We start from the raw sequence: 16,860 nt of genomic DNA, 5'->3' as shown, positions 1-16,860 counted from the left end.
AATCCGCCCTCCGGTCAATCGTAGGGAATTTGCGAGACAGGGACCACGGCGCTCTCGGTGCAAAGCGCCGGCCCGAGCGGAACCGACGGATGCATTGCGTAAGCGTGAGATCGTTCCAGCATCGTGAGGCCGACCAGTTGGAGCACGACGAGCGCTGCGGTCACCGCGATTGCGACGATGCTGACATTACGCACGCTCGAATTTGGGGTGGCCGGTCGTGCGCTCCCGCGGATCAACTCCGTTGGCATTTTCTAAAGTATCCTCTTCACCGGAGACGGGAATAATTTCATTCAAACACGGCGCGTCGTGCGGCTGGTCCAGCAGGTGGCGATAGCGCCGCAACACACGCTGCGAGTCGATTTCCCGCTGCGCGCGGAGTGCCGCGCCAATGCGGGCCACGATGTCGCGGAACCTGCCTGCCGAAACCGGTGACGCCGTTCGCATGACAATCTCCTCTCAACCTGTACGAGAGATTGACGGAATTCACTTCCGCTCGCAGTGAGTTGCTTCACACAAATGTCTGATAGGTCGAACAACAGATCGTGTGACGTCTAGTAGAAGACAACGCGGAGAATCGCGTCATTCGATCGAACGACGTGCGATAACTTTCTAATGATGCTTCTGATTGAACCTATTGCGAGCTGCAGCGACTCGCGTGCGTTTTTGAACGCGTCTCAGTGCACAAGCGGATTGGAGAATCCAGCTGCGAGCTTGACGAGATCCGCTTGACGAGAAACGCCGGTCTTGGCGAACACGCGATGCAGATGCGTCTTCACCGTCGTCTCCGCGATGCCGAGCGCCACCGCCGTCTCCGGCACACCGCCGACATCGACGATCGATTGCAAGACCCTTAGTTCCGCAGGCGTGAGTTCGAAGGTGCGGTCAATGAGACCGGCACTGGAGCGACCGTCGAGTTCCGCTTTCCAGATGAACAAGGCTCCGACGGCCGAACTGCGCTCGGCCGTACCCTCGCGCAGCAATGATGGCAGAGCGATTACGTGCGCGACGTAGTAGGAACCGTCACGTGACATCAGCGGAATTTTCCGCCCCGAAGATGCAGCCAACGCGACCTCGCCTGCGTCACGGAAAATATCGCGCAGGGCCGAATTAGCAGCGGAGGATCTTGCCACCAACCGGCCCGAGACGGACCGCAGGACATCATCGACGGCCAGGATCGTCTCCGCGGCCGGATTGCTGTGGACGATATGACAGGTCGAATCGAGCAGGATGACACCGGCATTCAGTCGGTCCACGACGTCGGCGAGCGCGATCGCTCGCTGCTGCTTCCGCTCGATCGCCCGGTTGATCAACAGCGCCCGGCTCGCATGCGGAGCCAGAAACTGCATCCGCGCCCGCTGCTCGGCGTCGAGCATCTCCCTGCCCGGGATCACGGTCAGCAGCATCGGACAGGGCGACTTCGACTGCTCCAGCACCACATTGGCGACGTCGACGCAACCCTGGGGGCGCAGCCATTCCTGGTAGAACCGGCCGCGGCGATATTCGTCGAAATCCACGAGATCGGGGATGTTGCGCACCTCGCCATAGCGCGGAAGCCGAGCAAGCGGATCGTACCGGGAGTAGGTCTCCGCATAGAGCTGAATGTAGTGCGGATCGACCCCGCAATAATAATGCGTCGCGCCTGATTTGCTGACCGGGTCCTTCGAAATCAGACCACAGGCTTTGCTGCCGATGAAGGCATTGAGCTTGACGACGACCTCGCTCCACAACTCGGGATGGAGACCCGCGTCATAGATAGTCTCGATCAACTCGGACGGTTTTGGAAGTCGGGGCATCGGAAGAGCCAGTAGTGACACATGGAGGTGGCGACATGTTCTTCATGCCCGGCGGCTCCTGTGAGTCTGGCGAGGGAGCGAAAGGTTCAATCCCGAGGGCACAATCAGCCGCCTAGTTGACCAGCGGATTGGAGAATCCTGCCGCGAGCTTGACGAGATCGGCCTGACGCGAAACGCCCGTCTTGGCGAACACGCGATGCAGATGCGTCTTCGCCGTCGTTTCTGCGATACCGAGCGCGACCGCCGTCTCCGGGACGCCGCCAACCTCGACGATCGACAGGAACACGCGCAGCTCGGCCGGTGTAAGGTCGAAGGTCCGCGCGATCAATTCGCCGTAGGACTGTCCGCCGAGCGATACCTTGCGCAGGAGCAGCGCACCGATGGCGTCAACCACCCGCTCGCCGCCGCCCCGCAGGACGGACGACAGCGGCAGGATATGCGCGACGTAGCGCTCGCCCGAGGGCGAAAGCAGCGAAAACGCCTGCCCCTTTGCGGCAAGCAGGGCAATTTCATTGCGGGTCGCGAACGCTTCCCGCAGCGTCTGATTGGCCTCCGCGCTGCTGGTCACCAATTGCCCCGCAACGGACCGAACCAGATCGTCTGCTGCAAGCAGGTCGTGCCCCGCGGAATTCGCGTGCACCACCCGGCAGAAGCCATCGAGCAGGAAGATGCCGCAGGCAAGATTGTCCAGGACCTCCGCCAGTGCCGTCGCGAGCGTCAGTTGCGAGGTCATGGCGCGGTTGATCAGCAATGCGCGGCTGGCGTGCGGGACGATCAGCGAGAGACGGTGCTTCATCACCGGATCCACCATCCGGCGGCCCGACAGCACCGTCATCATCACGGGGCAGCTCGCATTCGAATTCTCGAGCACGACGTTGGCCGCATCGCTGCAACCCTGCGGCCGCATCCATTCCTGGTAAAAGCGTCCTCGCCGATATTCATCGAAATTGACGAGATCCGGAATGCTGACGATCTGGCCGTGCGGCGGCAGGACCGTCAGGGGATCGAATTTCGAATGCGTCTCGGAATAGAGCTGGATGTAGTGCGGGTCCGCCCCGCAATAATAGTGCGTGACGCCGAATTTGCTGATCGAGTCCTTGGAAAACAGCCCGCAGGCTTGGCCGTCGACGAAGTCGCGGATGCCGGTGACGACGTTATTCCACAGCGAGGGATCGAGCCCGGCATCGTAGATGGCCTCGACCAGGTCGGGCAGTTTCCGCGGTCCGTGCATGGCTATAAATGGCCTGGGTGATCAATATCACCGAGCATACCACAACCACAGCATGCGGCATCCTCCGATCGGAGGAGGCGCCGGCCAGGCAACGAACGGATATCCGCTTCGGGGGCTACTGATGCAGAGTCGCGATACCGCACCTGGAGGCTCACATCTCGTCCCAGCCGACCTTCTCCACATTCTCAGACCAGACCGCGGCGCGATAGATCTCGCGCCCGTCGGTGTCTCTGACCCGGATGCAGGCATCGCGGCCGCGCAAATCGTCGCGCCAGACGAACAGGTGGCTTGCCATCTCGTTGGCCACCACGAATGTCGCTTCGGGGCATTCGAACACCATGCCACCCGGATCGATCTTCACGATATTGCCGAGCATAAGATCAAAGAAAAAACGGCGCATGCAACACTCCAACTGCGGGCGGTGCACGCCCGTGCCGTCTCCAATCGGCATTTGACCTGAAATTCAATCGCGCGGGGTCACGACATCTCGCGGCTCCTGACGTCACTGGGCGTGGCGCCATAAGTCCGCCGGAAGCAGCGGTTGAAGTATGACAGATCGCCGAAGCCGACATCGTAGGCGATCGAGCTGACCGTCCGCTCGGCGTACCCGGGTTCACGCAACATGCGATGGGCCCGCTTGACGCGTTGTTCGATCAGGAACGACGAGAACGTCTTGCCGTCGGCCTCGAACAGGCGCTGGAGATAACGTGGCGTCACGCCGAGCTCCTGGGCGACCGTGGCCACCGACAGATCCTGCCGCCAGCAATTGTTGGCGATGGAAACTTTGGCCTTCTGCAACCGTGCCGCCTTGACGCCGCGCCGCCCGGCCAGCTCCCGCGGCTCATTGGTGGCACCGAGGACGATCGCCAGAAGATCGTGCAGATGCCCGACCCCGAGCTGCCGCAAATTGGGCATCGCGAACGCCTTCTCCCGCACCAGCGTCACCGCGTAGTCGACCAGCAATCGAAGTCCCGTTGAGCTCTCCGGCATGACACGCATCACGGCGTCATCGACATCCACGATCATCGGCGCCAGCACGCGTCTCGGCACGCGCAGCGAGAAGCAGCTGCCGAGCGACAATCGCTCGAACGTCGTGACGTCCTCCGCGCTCGTCAAGACCGCCTCTCCTGCACGAAGGCTCAGATCGTGTCCCCTTTCGGATATCCCAAGCACGCCCGATCGATTCACGATCAGGGCCAGGCTGTCGTCGCCATCGGCAACCAGGTGCTTGGTGCGAATGACGCGCGCTCCGCACAATCCTCCGATCAGCAATTGAGCTTCCGGCAGGACGTGGGACGTGAAGCTCGCCGCAGCCGGCTTTCCTTCCTTGGCCTCGACCTCCGCCTTCAACACCCCGCGGCAGTAGAAATCGCGAAGCAGCGGGATACGCTCGTTTTCGGGAATTTCATTCGTTGAAACATTGAGAACGGAAAAATCAAACTGGCTCACTGCAATCCTCCAACCGACGAGCAGGTCCGGCCACGCGCTGTCGTTTCCTCACACTCGCGTTCGATGCCATCGCGGCATCTCCTCACGGCGCTCGCTGCTCTTCACTTTTCTGCAACGCGATATACGAAAGTATGAAACGACTCGCGTCCTGCATTCGGAGGACACGGGAGCTCGGCTCATCACAATGGATTGAGATCACGGCAGATACCGGCAAACCAGGTGAAATGGATCACACGACGTCGTCACTACCGTTCGTTCGACGCGCGAATGGAACGGCAAAGCCGGCGGCGATCTTGACCAGGTCGGCCTGCCTGCCAGCGCCGGTCTTCTCGAACAGGCGGCCGAGATGCGTCTTCACTGTCGTTTCGGCGATGCCGAGCTTTGCCGCAATGTCTGGAACGCCGCCAATCTCGATAATGGCCATCAAAACGCGCAATTCGGACGGTGTCAGTTTGAATGCCGCAGCGATCGCATCGGCTGCGAGCCATGTCGCCGCCGATGCCTTCTGAACGAAGAGCACCGTGGCTGCAGCATCTCGCGATGGAGTGCGATCGCGCTTCAGGGGAAAAGCGTGGAGCAGATAGTGCTGCCCATCAACTGATGTCGCAAGCTCGATCTGACGGCGGGCAGTGGAACGAGTTTCGCTGCCTGAATCTGTTTCGCACAGACCGCGGAATATTTTGTCGGTCGGGGTGTTGCGGGCCACGATCCGGTCGCCGACCATGGCGAGCAGGCTCGCGTCGGCGAACAGCTCGCGGCATGCTGCGTTTGCATGCACGACCCGGCCGTCTGCGTCGAGCACACAGATCGCCGTGCTCAGTCCATCCAGGACTTCGGCAAGGTCGTCCACGGTATGCGAGCGTGCCCTGATTTGCCGGCCCATGATCCTGGAGCGCTGGAGGTGCGGAGCAAGCAGCCGCATGCGCTCACGCATCGGCTCGTCAACGATACCGCGCGAGCGGTGGCGCAACACCTGCAGGATCGTGGCGCGCGTGTCCGACTTCTCGAGCGCAACGGTTGCAAGGTCTATCGCTCCTTGCGGTTCCACCCACTCGCGATAGAAGCTCGTTGCCAGGAAATCGGCCTGAGGCATGATGTCGGCTACGCCGATCGTCTGCTCCGCCGCGAGCGTGAGATGACGATCGAGCAGAGGGTCCAGCTCCACATATCGGTCGCGATAAAGCTGGCGGAAGCGGGATTCGGTGCCGAAATGCTCGTGGATCTCGATCGAGAGCTTGGCTCTGTCCCTGGACAGGATGGTCGCGGCGCATCCGCCGACGAAATGCGAAACCTGTTCCAGCACCCCGTTGCGCAGCGCGGGATCGACCGCCGCGTCGTAGATCTCGCCGACCAGGGACGAGAATCGATTTGCGTGGAGGATTGTCATCGGCCGGACGACGCAATCTGCGTATGGCTCGCCCGCGCGAGATAGATGGCGATCCGGGGACTGGCGAAGGAGACGGACCGGTCGATCGCCGCCTTCGACGCGGAGAAAACGTTGCAACGAAATGCTGGAATATCGAACATCGTCCTTGCGTAACGTCAACCGCAGGATGCGGCTTGGACGTTTTCGCCAAAGACTAGGATAAATGCGAACAGCGCGCGGACTGTGTGCGATCAGTCACGCGAGCGATGCGTCAGACGCCGCGCGCGCTGCAAAATCCTGCCGCCACCGATCCCGCCGGCGTCGCATCCGGCTCCGGCAATTTACTTGCGATTCTCTTCGCAGAATTTCAGCGCCGCCAGCGCTTCGCCGGCACGCGGCACCTGCATCTCGATGCTGTCATCATCATCGTCCTCGAAATCGAGAGAGAGACGCTTGGCCTTGGACAGCCGGTCCATCATGGACTGATCGTATTCGAAGATGCCGCGAACGGTGGTCTTGTCCATGACCTCCCACTTCGCCTTCTTCATGATATCGGCGTCATCGGTGCCGACATCGGCCCGGAGGATCTCGCCCACCTTGTCCCACTCCCAACCGTCATAGATCATCACGATCACGATCGCCTTCTCGGAATAGGTGATGACGATGACGTAGTCCCGGTTCTCGTCTTGCTTGTCCTTGTAGCCGCGGCTCGCATTGCAATGTGCGTCCTGCGTGCGCTTCTCGATGGTCCAGTCGCCGACCTTGGATTGTTGCGCCTGCACCGGTCTTGCGGTCAAAGCGGCTGCGCTCAAGGCGCCGGCCAGCAACCCGACAGCGAGAAGAGATCGTTTCATGTCAGCCTCCAGCGTGTTCCCCGGACCGAGATGACCACCTCTGCCGGCGGCTCGCAAGGGCTTCCCCCGGTTTGCGTAGGACGCCGACCTCGCCCTACTCCCGCCGCGGCACGATCGCGATCGGGGTGAAGGTGTAAACCTCCTCGCCGTTCTGGTTGAACATCGTCCATTTCACCAGCGCGATGCCCTGCGGCTTCGACTTCGACGGCGTCAGGCTCATGACCTCCCCGACCAGATGCAGGCGGTCATCGGGCCGTACCGGGATGGTCCAGCGCAGCCCGTCGACGCCGGCGCCGATCAGCGGATGCGTGCCGAAGGGGCGGGTCTGGATCGCGAGGCTCATGGCAATCGCGGCGGTGTGCCATCCCGAGGCAGCGAGACCCCTGAACAGCGTCTGCTTGGCGGCTTCGTGGTCGAGATGCATCGGCTGTGGGTCGAACTCTGCCGCGAACCGCTTGATGTCGGCCTCGGTGACGTGAACTTCAGGGGATTTGAACTGCATTCCAATGGTGAGATCGTCGAACCACTCGACCTGCGCCATGATTTCGCCTCGCAATGTGATGCGCCGCCTCGCGCTAACAGAATTGAGCAAGAGCGGGATGTAGCGGCTCCGCAGCGCACAAACCAGCCCGGGGGTTCCCCAAGAAACCCGTTTCCAGATGCGACGAAACACGCCTGAAACAGATGGCCGGTTATGTGGTTGTCAAAATCATACAGGGACGGCCACCATGCAATTCTTCCTCGACCTGATCTGGGATTACTCCTGCTGTCAGCACCTCGTTGCCCTGCCACCGCAGGAGGATGAGCTATGATCGAGCTGATCTCGGCCTTGCTCGCGCTTTGCAGCGTCGGCGTTTTTGCAGCGCACGCGGTGGATGCCTATCGCACCACACATCACTGATAGCCGTGCACTGATAGCCTTGCCCTAGAACGGCCGCCGGTAGAAATGCTCCGAATGGGTTGCCGGCGGAAACCTGTTGGCGAGCGCGAGAGCTCCCCTTTCATCCGTCTCGAGCGCGATCTTCTGTGCGAGCATCACGTCGCCGGGAACGAGAAAGCCTGACGGGACGAAGCACCACCCCATCGTCGCATTTCCGGCCGCATCGATCTCATGGACATTGGCCGCAGTGCCATAATGGATGCGATAGGTCTTGCCGGTATCGCAGCCGACGACATCGAAATGCCGGTGCTGCTCGAATTGCGCGCGCTGCGCCGGCGACAGCCAATCGGCCAGAAGCCGGCGGCCGCGGGCATCCGGCGTGTTCTCGCCGAAGAAGCGCCGATAGAGTTCGCGTAGCGCATGCAGACGCGCACGCGCCGGCGCGCGGAGCCAGACTGCCGCGATCATGAGCAGCTCAGATCAACCGCCGACCAGGCGGGGATAGAACAGCGTTTCCTGCACGGTCGGATCGAACGATCGGATCCGGGTGACTTCGCCAGGTCCGGTTCGCAGCGCGGCGGTGAAGCCCGCTCCGGTCAGCTCCCGAAAGCGCCGTTCGGCCCGCGCCAGCGCTTCGGCATTGCCAGGATCAAACTCGTGGCGCGTGTCGCCAGTCTGGTCCATCACGATCTGGGTTGCCATGTTGAGTCTCCTCATGCCCAGCCCTGTTCGATCTAAGCAAACCTCGTGCCGTCGGTTCCTGATGGCAACAACTTTCTCTTGTCGGCGCATCACGCCTTGCTGAGCTGCTCAACGCGAAGCGGCCGTTCCTCCGCCCTCGTCGATCTGCCGTCCCATCAGGGCGATCGCCTTCTGATAAACCCCGGCGGCATTCCAGGCCTCGATGGCGACGAAATTCGGCTCGCCCGGCTGGTAACCGGCTCCTGCACGCCAGCCATGGGCCTTGAGGAAATTCGCCGTCGAGTTCAGCGCATTGGCGGCAACTTCGAGATTGCCGGTGCCATAGGCCAGGATGTTCTTGGGCATGAACTGGGTCTGGCCGACTTCGCCGTGCATCGAGCCGCGGGTTGCACCCGACAGCGTGCCGCGATCGACCAGCTTCAGCGCCGCATAGAGCTGCTCGGTGAAGAATTCGGGACGGCGGCAGTCATAGGCGAGCGTCGCAATCGAGGAGAGCATGTTCTGGTTGCCGCGCTGGCTGCCGAACCCGGTCTCCATGCCCCAGATCGCGATCAGCGGCCCCGGCGGGACGCCATAGCGCTGCTGGATCGAGGCGAACAAGGCGGCCTGCGACTGCTTGAGCTGGCGGCCCTTGGCGACGATGGTGGTGGCGCCGCGCTTGGCGAGGAACTGGTCGAGCGTCAGCGAGAAACTGCGCTGGCCGCGGTCGGCCGCGATGGTGGCACTGGCGTAATTGGTCTGCATCAGCGCCGAGAGCGCAGTCTGGCCGACGCCCTTGCCCTGCGCCTCCGCGCTGAATTCGCGCTTCCAGGCCTCGAAGCCGGCCGACGAACTGCCGCATTGCGCGGCGTGAGCGGCGGGCGCCAGGCAGCCGAGCAGCGTCATCGCCCCAAAAACCGCCCCAGCTACAGTTCTGCCCCTGATCATGTACGATGTCCTCTCTCTGGCGCGATCCAATGCCCGAGCTTACCCGGACGAAGGCGCCGACTCCATGGCGTGATCATACGACAGTTCCAGTCCATCCAAATTGCCTTCCTTGCGCCACTTGTCGAGCAGCCGCAGGAATGCCACCGGCCCGCGCCAATACTGGCTGTTTCTCGCCGCGATCGGATCGAACACGCCTTCATTGTTGTAGTAGCCGGGCGTGCATTCAGCGAGATAGGTCTGGCGGCCGAGCGCGGCTTTGACCACCTCCTCGACCCAGGCGTCCTCGGCCTCGAGCGTCGGCTCCAGCATCCGGGCTTTGCGCTTACGCGCCTCGGCGATCACATAGGCGATGTGCTGGGACTGCGCGTCGATGATGTGTGGGAAGTTGGCGCTCTGGCCGGCCTGCACCGTGACGATCTGGAAACAATTCGGGAAGCCGCGACTGTAGAAGCCGTGCAATGTCTTGACGCCAGCGCGCCAGCGCGCGGACAAGCTGATGCCGTCGCGACCATAGACCTCAAAGCCCATGCGGCGGGCATAGTCGGTGCCGACCTCGAAGCCGCTGGCATAGATCAGGCAGTCGAGCTCATAAGCCTTGCCGTCGACCACGACCGCGTTCTCGGTGATGCGCTCGACGCCCTGTCCCCTGGTGTCGACGAGTTGCACGTTGGGCCGATTGAAGGTGTCGAGATATTCGTCGTGGAAACACGGCCGCTTGCAGAAGGCCTTGTACCAGGGCTTTAACGCCGAAGCCGTCGCCTCGTCCTTGACGATCGCATCAACGCGCGCCCGGATCTCTTGCATCTTGCGATAATCAGCCTGCTCGATAACCTTGAGCGCCTCCTCGATCGAGGTCACCGGCTGGGGCTGGCGGCGCGGCGCCAGCAGGATCTCGCCGAGCAGGCCGGTCCAGCCGTCCTGCACCAGATCCTGTTCGAAGGGCTCGCCCGAGATCACCGCGGTGAAATTATCCATGCGTTCGCGCTGCCAACCAGGCCTGAGCCCCTGCGCCCAGCTCTGATCCGTGGGGCGGTCGTCGCGCACGCCGATCGCCGACGGCGTACGCTGGAAGACGTAGAGCTCCTTGGCCGAGCGGCCGAGATGCGGCACGCATTGCACGGCGGTGGCGCCGGTGCCGATGATGCCGACGCGTTTGTCGCCAAGACCGGTCAGACCACCTTCGGCCGTGCCTCCGGTGTAGGCGTAATCCCAGCGGCTGGTATGGAAGCTGTGTCCCTTGAAGCTTTCGATTCCGGGAATGCCCGGCAGCTTCGGACGGCTCAGCGGGCCTCCGGCAAGGATGACGAAGCGCGCGCGGATGCAATCACCGCGATCGGTCTCGACCAGCCAAATTGCCTCCTGCTCCTGCCATTCCATGCGCGTGATGACGGTCTGAAACAGCGCGCGCTCATAGAGACCGAAGTGACGGCCGATGCGGCGCGAATGTTCGTAGATCTCGGGTGCTCGCGCATATTTGCGCACCGGCATGTAGCCGGTCTCTTCCAGCAACGGCAGGTAGATGTAGCTCTCGGTATCGCAGGCCGCGCCAGGGTACCGATTCCAGTACCAGGTGCCGCCGAAATCGGCGGCCTTTTCCACGACCCGGAAATCATCGATGCCGGCTTCGCGCAGTCGCGCGCCGCACAGAAGGCCGCCGAAGCCGCCGCCGACGATGAGCACCTCGGTCTGTTCGCTGACAGCCTCGCGCGCAAATCCGGAATTCGCCCAGGGATCGTCGAGATAGCGCCCGAACTCGCCGGTCACCTCGACATATTGCGCCTTGCCCTCGGTGCGCAGGCGACGATCGCGCTCTTCGCGATAGCGCGCACGGAGTGCCACAATGTCGATTGTAGATTCGCCGGCTGCACCGGTCTTGTGTCTTTGCGCTGACATCCGTTTCCTCCCCGGCGGACACTGCTTCGCCGGCAGCTCGCATCACTTAGCCCTGAAAAAAAGACGCGCGCAATCACGTCCCTCGCTTTTTGCGTGAACGTCGCGTGGCGTTCCGCTAACCTCAAGCTCACATCACAAAGCGTACGCCATGCAACGACATGGCGGTCCGGAGGACACGATGCAGGGATTGATGATGGACATGCCGCTCCTGATCAGCGGCCTGATCCAGTATGCCGCCGATTATCACGGCGAGGCCGAGGTTGTCGCCCGCGAGATCGAAGGCGACATCCATCGCTACACCTATGCCGACGCCCATCCGCGCATCAAGCGCATGGCATTGGCGCTCAAGAGGCTCGGCATGATGCCCGGTGACCGCGTCGGCACGCTGGCCTGGAATACGCACCGGCATTTCGAGATGTTCTACGCCGCGCCGGGCATGGGCTATGTGCTGCACACCATCAACCCGCGGCTGTTCCCTGAACAGCTCGTCTACATCGTCAATCATGCCGAGGACCGGCTGCTGTTCATCGACCGCGCCACGCTGCCGATCGTGGAAGCGATCGCGCCGCAGCTCAAATCGATCGAAGCCTATGTCGTGATGTGCTCGCGCGAGCGGATGCCGGAGACCAAGGTTGCCAACGTCCATTGCTACGAGGAGCTTCTGGAACGGGAGAACGACGCCGGCTTCGCATGGCCGGAGTTCGACGAAAAATCGGCGTCCACGATCTGCTACACCTCCGGCACCACGGGCAATCCGAAGGGCGTGATCTATTCGCACCGTGCCGCGATCCTGCAGACCATGGTCTCCTGCAATTTCGACTTCCTGCCCGGGCACCTGGAAGGCGTGCGCGAGGTGATGATGCCGATGGCGCCGCTGTTCCACGGCAACGGCTGGAACATGCCGTTCACCGCGCCCTATACCGGCTCGAAGCTGGTGCTGCCCGGCCGCAATTACGAGCCCGACAAGCTCTACGAGTTGCTCGAAGGCGAGAAGGTGACGCTGTCGGCGGGCGTGCCGAGCTTCTGGTTGATCCTGCTCGACTGGCTCGGACGAACCGGCAACAGGTTCTCGACACTCCGTGCAACATTGTCGTCAGGCTCGGCGCCGCCGCGCGCCATGGTCGAGAAGCTCAAGCGCGAGTATGACATCGACTACATCCAGGCCTGGGGCATGACCGAAGCCCTGGGCTGCTCGATGCCGGGCCTGCGGCCGGGCTCCGAACATCTCGACGACAAGGAGAAGTTCGACCGCCGCCAGGTTTCGGGCCGCGCCTGTTTCGGCACCGCCTTGCGCATCGTCGACGACGGCGGCAACGAGCTGCCGCGCGACGGCAAGAGCGTTGGCCATCTGCGCGCGCGGGGACCGTGGGTAGCGTCCGGCTACATGAAACTCGATGAAGGCCTCGACCGCGACGGCTGGCTGATCACCGGCGACATGGCCGTGATCGACCCTCAGGGCCACGTCACACTGACCGACCGCTCCAAGGACGTGATCAAGTCCGGCGGCGAATGGATCTCCTCGATCCAGCTCGAGGACGTCGCCTTGTCTCACCCCGATGTGCTGCAAGCTGCCGTGGTCGCGATCAACCATGAGAAATGGCAGGAGCGGCCTCTGCTCCTCGTCGTCCGCAAGAAAGGCGCGACCGTCGATGGCAAGACGCTGCTCGACCACATGCGCCCGAAGATCGCGAGTTGGTGGATGCCTGACGCCGTCGAGTTCATGGACGAGTTCCCGATGACCGGCACCGGCAAGGTGCTCAAATCGGCGCTGCGCGAGAAATTCAAAGAGTATCGCGCCCCTTGAGCCGATCGGGCGCCGGCCTGTCCATCGATCAAGGAGACCAAAAATGCTCTATCCGATGTCCTCCAAAGTCGTCGAGCTCAAGCGCAGGCTCGAAAGTTTCATGGACCGGCACATCTATCCGAACGAGGTGCGCTTTTATCGCGAGGCGGAGGAGCTGGGGCCTTGGAAGATCTATCCGGTCGTCGAGGAGCTGAAGCCGCTGGCGCGCGCCGAAGGCCTCTGGAATCTGTTCCTCCCGGACTCCAGCCACGGTGCAGGCCTGACCAATCTCGAATATGCCCCGCTCTGCGAGGTCATGGGCCGCTCGCACCTCGCGCCCGAAGTGTTCAACTGTTCGGCGCCCGACACCGGTAACATGGAGGTGCTGGAGCGCTATGGCACGGACAAGGACAAGGAGCGCTGGCTGAATCCGCTGCTCGCGGGCGAAATCCGCTCCTGCTTTGCCATGACCGAGCCTGCCGTCGCCTCATCCGATGCGACCAACATCGAAAGCTCGATCGTCCGCGACGGCGACCATTACGTCATCAACGGCCGCAAATGGTACACGACGAACGCAACCGACCCGCGCTGCAAGATCTGCATCTTCATGGGCAAGACCGATCCCGACAATGCGGACCGCCACAAGCAGCAATCCATGATCCTGGTGCCGATGGACACAGCGGGCGTCGAGGTCAAGCGTCCCCTGCCCGTGTTCGGCTTCTACGGCGTGCCCGACCGTGCCTCCGAGGTCGTCTTCACCAATGTGCGGGTCCCCAAGGAGAACATGCTGCTCGGCGAGGGCCGCGGTTTCGAGATCGCGCAGGGACGCCTCGGTCCCGGCCGTATCCACCACTGCATGCGGCTGATCGGGCTCTCCGAACGCACGCTGGAGAAGATGTGCCGCCGGGTGCGCAGCCGCGTCGCCTTCGGCAAGCCGGTTTCCGAGCAGACGGTGACGCAGGAGCGCATCGCAGAAGCCCGCATCATGATCGAACAGGCCCGGCTGCTGACGCTCAACGCCGCCTACGCGATGGATACCGTCGGCAACAAGGTGGCGAAAGCCGAGATCGCGATGATCAAGGTCGCTGTGCCCAACATGGCCTGCCAGATCATCGACTGGGCGATCCAGGCCCATGGCGGCGGCGGCACGTCGAACGATTTCGGATTGACGCAAGCCTATGCGACCGCGCGTTTGCTGCGTCTAGCCGACGGCCCAGACGAAGTGCACAGGAACCAGATCGCGCGGTTCGAGCTGAAGAAATATTCGAACGCCTAGCGTCCCACACTGGCCGATGAGCACAGTGCCCTGTTCCTTCTCCCCTTGCGGGAGAAGGTGGCGCGAAGCGCCGGATGAAGGGTCTCTCTCAGCGAAGACAACCCCCTCATCCGAGGGTGTCTGCATCAACCAGCGGAGCTGCCCTCTCCCGCAAGGGGCGAGGGCACAATGACACGCAACCCGATTGCAACCAGCGCCTTGGCGCCCTCGCCTCAATTCACGACGTACACATCCGGATCGAAGCTGGAGCTCGGCTTCTTGAAGGCGTTGCGCAAGGCGCCCGACATGGGGACGTTGTAGTTGAGGCCGTTCGGCGGCGTCGGCGATTGCAGCCACCTCTTGTAGAGGACCTCGATCTCCTGGCTCGCGTATAGCTCCGCGGTCGCGCGATCGGCGAGCGCTTTGAACGGCGCGTCCTCCCGCCGCAGCATGATCCCGTAAGGCTCAGGCTTCGAGAACGTCTCCTCGCTGATCATGAAGAGCTGTGGTTCCTTCGAGCGCGCGATCGCGACCGCGAGCTGCACGTCGTCAAGCGCGTAGGCCTGGGCGCGGTCAGTTTCCAGCAGCAGGAAGGCTTCGGCCTGGTCCTTGGCGGGCATCACATTGATGCCGAGATTGCGCTCGGTGTTGACCTTGGCGAGCTGCGTCAGGTTGACCGAGCCGGCCACCGCCGTCACCGCCTTGCCCTTGAGATCGTCGATGGTGTTGATCTTTGCGGCTTTCTTGGCCGCAAATCGCGTTGCGCTGAGGAAGTGCGTGTTGGTGAATGCGACCTGCTTCTGGCGATCGGCATTGTTGGTGGTCGCCGAGCAATGCAGGTCGAGCGTCCCGTTGACCATCAGCGGAATCCGGTTCGACGACGTCACGGCGAGGGTGTCGACGGCGATATCGGCCATGCCGAGCTGCTTCTTCACGGCATCCACGATCTTGAGGCAGATATCCATGGCAAAGCCGACCGGCTTCTGGTTGCCGTCGAGATAGCTGAACGGGACCGAGGCCTCCTGATAGCCCAGCGTGATCTTCTTGGTCTCTTTGACCTTCTGAAGCGTACCCGACAGGTCTTCGGCTGAGGCGGCAGTTGCAAGGCATGTGAGGGCCAGGACAACAGTGGGAAGACGCATCGGGAGCTCCTCAGGGATCAGCGGCTTGCGCCGGCGCGCAGCCGCGGATGGTGTAACCCATGGCAGGACCAACCGCCAGACGAGGTTGTACCTATCAGCTATCGCGGTTTTATATCGACGCCAGCCAAGGTGTATTCGTGCCCGTCTATTCGCAAGTGAGCTGCTGCTCGAACCAGCCAGATAGCAAATTTGACAGCGGCGGCCACATCCGCTGGAAGCTCGCGAACTTGCCGACATTGGCGCGATACATCGCGCGTAACTCCTGCTCGATGGCCGGCAGGTCAACGCCAATACAAGCCCCGTCCTTGGCAATCGTTTTCCCCGCAACGACGACTTCCTTGACCATGGACGCATTGCCGCGGGCGAACAGTAACGCCATGGAATCAACCGGCATGATCTTGTCACGGTCGAGCCGGTCGAGATCAATCACGGCGAAGTCCGCGGGATTGCCGGGCGCGAGCTCGCCCGTCCCCGGCGCGCCGGTAGCGCGCCGGCCGTTGTGGACGGCGAGCGCGAACAGTTCGGCCGGCGTCCATGTCTGCCTGAAGCCGAGGCCGCCATGGACCATCTGAACCAGCCGCATCTCGCGCAGGACGTCGTCATCCTCGTCGAGCGCCAGCCCGTCGACGCCGACGGCGATGGCACAACCGCATTTGTGCGCGGCGGCGATCGGGGCGAGCCCTGAGCGCAGATGCATGTTAGAGCTGAAGTTGGTAACGATGCGCGTGCCAGAGGCCGCGATCATCTCGAGCTCATCCGGGCGGGCGTGGATGCAATGCGCGAGCGTCAGCCGCTCGGAGAGGAAGCCGATGTCGCGCAGCCATCGCACCATGTCGGGAAAGTTCTGGTCCGCCCAGGCGCGCTGATACACGGTCTCCAGCAGGTGCATGTGGATGCGGCGGCCGGTCCGCACCGAGTTCTCGGCAACGGCTTCAAGGAGCGGCTTCGAGCACCATTGCACGCCGGCGGGCCCAAGCTGCACATCGACCATGGGGCCAGTGATCGCCGCGGCAATGGCGTCGGTCATTTCGATATAGGCGTTGGGCGACATCGGTACGCGCACAAAGAGGTCCTCGATGGTCTTGCGATCATCGCGGGAGAGCCCAGTGAGGACCGGTTCGGCATCACCATAGACGATTGGATTCTGGTCTCGCACGGCCAGCGCGAAGGCGATGCGGATGCCGACGTCGGATGCAGCCCTCGCGATCGCCTTGGCTTCATCGAGCATGGGCATCGTCCCGCTCGGCCGCGTGTAGTGAACCATCATCGCCGCGCAGCCGGTCTTGGCCGAGCGCGCCAGCGCGGAGGCCGCGGTCAGATAGGGATCGACCGGCGTACCCAGTGCGGTCCGCAGGATCCAGCTCTCCAGGGGCATGCCGACCGCACCAAAGGACGACGCGGTCGCGCGGGCATGGTCATGGGCGTTGACGAACGCTGGAATGACAAAGGAGCGAGGACCGCTGGTTGGCCCCGCTCCTTCAAAAACATCGGTGATGACACCGCCGTCGTGCCGCAGCACGACATTGTCGAAGACACCACGATCGATGCCACGGAACAGGCTGGTCGCCGCAATCTCCGTGACCAT

Annotated in this window: 17 protein-coding genes; 2 read left to right on the top strand and 15 right to left on the bottom strand. The window is 62.6% G+C overall.

Going from position 1 to position 16,860, the window contains the following annotated elements; all coding sequences use genetic code 11:
• Window positions 1-14: 14 nt before the first annotated feature.
• The 13 genes from AC0L3P_RS07845 to AC0L3P_RS07785 all read right to left on the bottom strand — a co-directional run bounded on the left by AC0L3P_RS07845 (window position 15) and on the right by AC0L3P_RS07785 (window position 11,095).
• Window positions 15-194, bottom strand: a complete 180-nt coding sequence (locus tag AC0L3P_RS07845) for a hypothetical protein (RefSeq protein ID WP_473301495.1) — start codon at window positions 192-194, stop codon at window positions 15-17.
• On the bottom strand, window positions 187-444 hold the full coding sequence (locus AC0L3P_RS07840; RefSeq protein WP_354204203.1) for a hypothetical protein: 258 nt from the start codon (window positions 442-444) through the stop codon (window positions 187-189). Before AC0L3P_RS07840 ends, AC0L3P_RS07845 begins: the two co-directional genes overlap by 8 nt.
• Before the next feature lie 230 nt (window positions 445-674).
• The gene (locus AC0L3P_RS07835; RefSeq protein WP_473301494.1) at window positions 675-1,793 is read right to left on the bottom strand and encodes a helix-turn-helix transcriptional regulator; all 1,119 of its coding nucleotides are present in this window, start codon (window positions 1,791-1,793) and stop codon (window positions 675-677) included.
• Window positions 1,794-1,905: 112 nt separating this feature from the next.
• Window positions 1,906-3,024, bottom strand: coding sequence for a helix-turn-helix transcriptional regulator (locus AC0L3P_RS07830; RefSeq protein WP_473301493.1), 1,119 nt, complete (start codon window positions 3,022-3,024; stop codon window positions 1,906-1,908).
• Window positions 3,025-3,175: 151 nt separating this feature from the next.
• Entirely contained in the window at window positions 3,176-3,424 is a 249-nt protein-coding gene (locus AC0L3P_RS07825) for a DUF6894 family protein (RefSeq protein WP_007608973.1), read from the bottom strand.
• Window positions 3,425-3,501: 77 nt separating this feature from the next.
• Window positions 3,502-4,473 carry a helix-turn-helix transcriptional regulator gene (locus AC0L3P_RS07820; protein WP_354204209.1) on the bottom strand — a complete coding sequence of 324 codons (972 nt, stop codon included), beginning with the start codon at window positions 4,471-4,473 and terminating at the stop codon, window positions 3,502-3,504.
• A 229-nt stretch (window positions 4,474-4,702) separates the two neighbouring features.
• Window positions 4,703-5,860 carry a helix-turn-helix transcriptional regulator gene (locus AC0L3P_RS07815; RefSeq protein WP_473301492.1) on the bottom strand — a complete coding sequence of 386 codons (1,158 nt, stop codon included), beginning with the start codon at window positions 5,858-5,860 and terminating at the stop codon, window positions 4,703-4,705.
• Window positions 5,861-6,180: 320 nt separating this feature from the next.
• Window positions 6,181-6,693: a hypothetical protein gene (locus AC0L3P_RS07810; protein WP_473301491.1), complete on the bottom strand. Its 513-nt coding sequence runs from the start codon at window positions 6,691-6,693 to the stop codon at window positions 6,181-6,183.
• Between the two features lie 94 nt (window positions 6,694-6,787).
• A complete protein-coding gene (locus AC0L3P_RS07805) occupies window positions 6,788-7,234 on the bottom strand; it encodes a MaoC family dehydratase (protein WP_473301490.1) in 447 nt (148 codons plus the stop codon).
• Between the two features lie 384 nt (window positions 7,235-7,618).
• On the bottom strand, window positions 7,619-8,041 hold the full coding sequence (locus AC0L3P_RS07800) for a hypothetical protein (RefSeq protein WP_354055523.1): 423 nt from the start codon (window positions 8,039-8,041) through the stop codon (window positions 7,619-7,621).
• Between the two features lie 12 nt (window positions 8,042-8,053).
• Complete coding sequence (locus AC0L3P_RS07795; RefSeq protein ID WP_106943097.1) at window positions 8,054-8,275, bottom strand: hypothetical protein; 222 nt, start codon at window positions 8,273-8,275, stop codon at window positions 8,054-8,056.
• Window positions 8,276-8,383: 108 nt separating this feature from the next.
• Entirely contained in the window at window positions 8,384-9,202 is an 819-nt protein-coding gene (locus AC0L3P_RS07790; protein ID WP_354254202.1) for a lytic murein transglycosylase, read from the bottom strand.
• 39 nt (window positions 9,203-9,241) lie between these two features.
• Window positions 9,242-11,095 (bottom strand): flavin-containing monooxygenase, encoded by a 1,854-nt coding sequence (locus AC0L3P_RS07785; protein WP_473301489.1) that lies wholly within the window; start codon window positions 11,093-11,095, stop codon window positions 9,242-9,244.
• Between the two features lie 178 nt (window positions 11,096-11,273).
• On the opposite strand from AC0L3P_RS07785, the gene AC0L3P_RS07780 reads away from it, so the two are divergent.
• Window positions 11,274-12,899, top strand: coding sequence for a long-chain fatty acid--CoA ligase (locus tag AC0L3P_RS07780; protein WP_473301488.1), 1,626 nt, complete (start codon window positions 11,274-11,276; stop codon window positions 12,897-12,899).
• A 43-nt stretch (window positions 12,900-12,942) separates the two neighbouring features.
• Window positions 12,943-14,154 carry an acyl-CoA dehydrogenase family protein gene (locus AC0L3P_RS07775; protein ID WP_473301486.1) on the top strand — a complete coding sequence of 404 codons (1,212 nt, stop codon included), beginning with the start codon at window positions 12,943-12,945 and terminating at the stop codon, window positions 14,152-14,154.
• A gap of 212 nt (window positions 14,155-14,366) precedes the next feature.
• On the opposite strand, the gene AC0L3P_RS07770 is transcribed toward AC0L3P_RS07775, so the two are convergent.
• Window positions 14,367-15,275, bottom strand: a complete 909-nt coding sequence (locus AC0L3P_RS07770) for an amino acid ABC transporter substrate-binding protein (RefSeq protein WP_275167378.1) — start codon at window positions 15,273-15,275, stop codon at window positions 14,367-14,369.
• A gap of 145 nt (window positions 15,276-15,420) precedes the next feature.
• The gene (locus AC0L3P_RS07765; protein ID WP_473301485.1) at window positions 15,421-16,860 is read right to left on the bottom strand and encodes an amidohydrolase family protein; all 1,440 of its coding nucleotides are present in this window, start codon (window positions 16,858-16,860) and stop codon (window positions 15,421-15,423) included.

The sequence above is a fragment of the Bradyrhizobium sp. WSM4874 genome (assembly GCF_055811835.1).
This window is presented reverse-complemented; position numbering and strand designations above follow the sequence as displayed.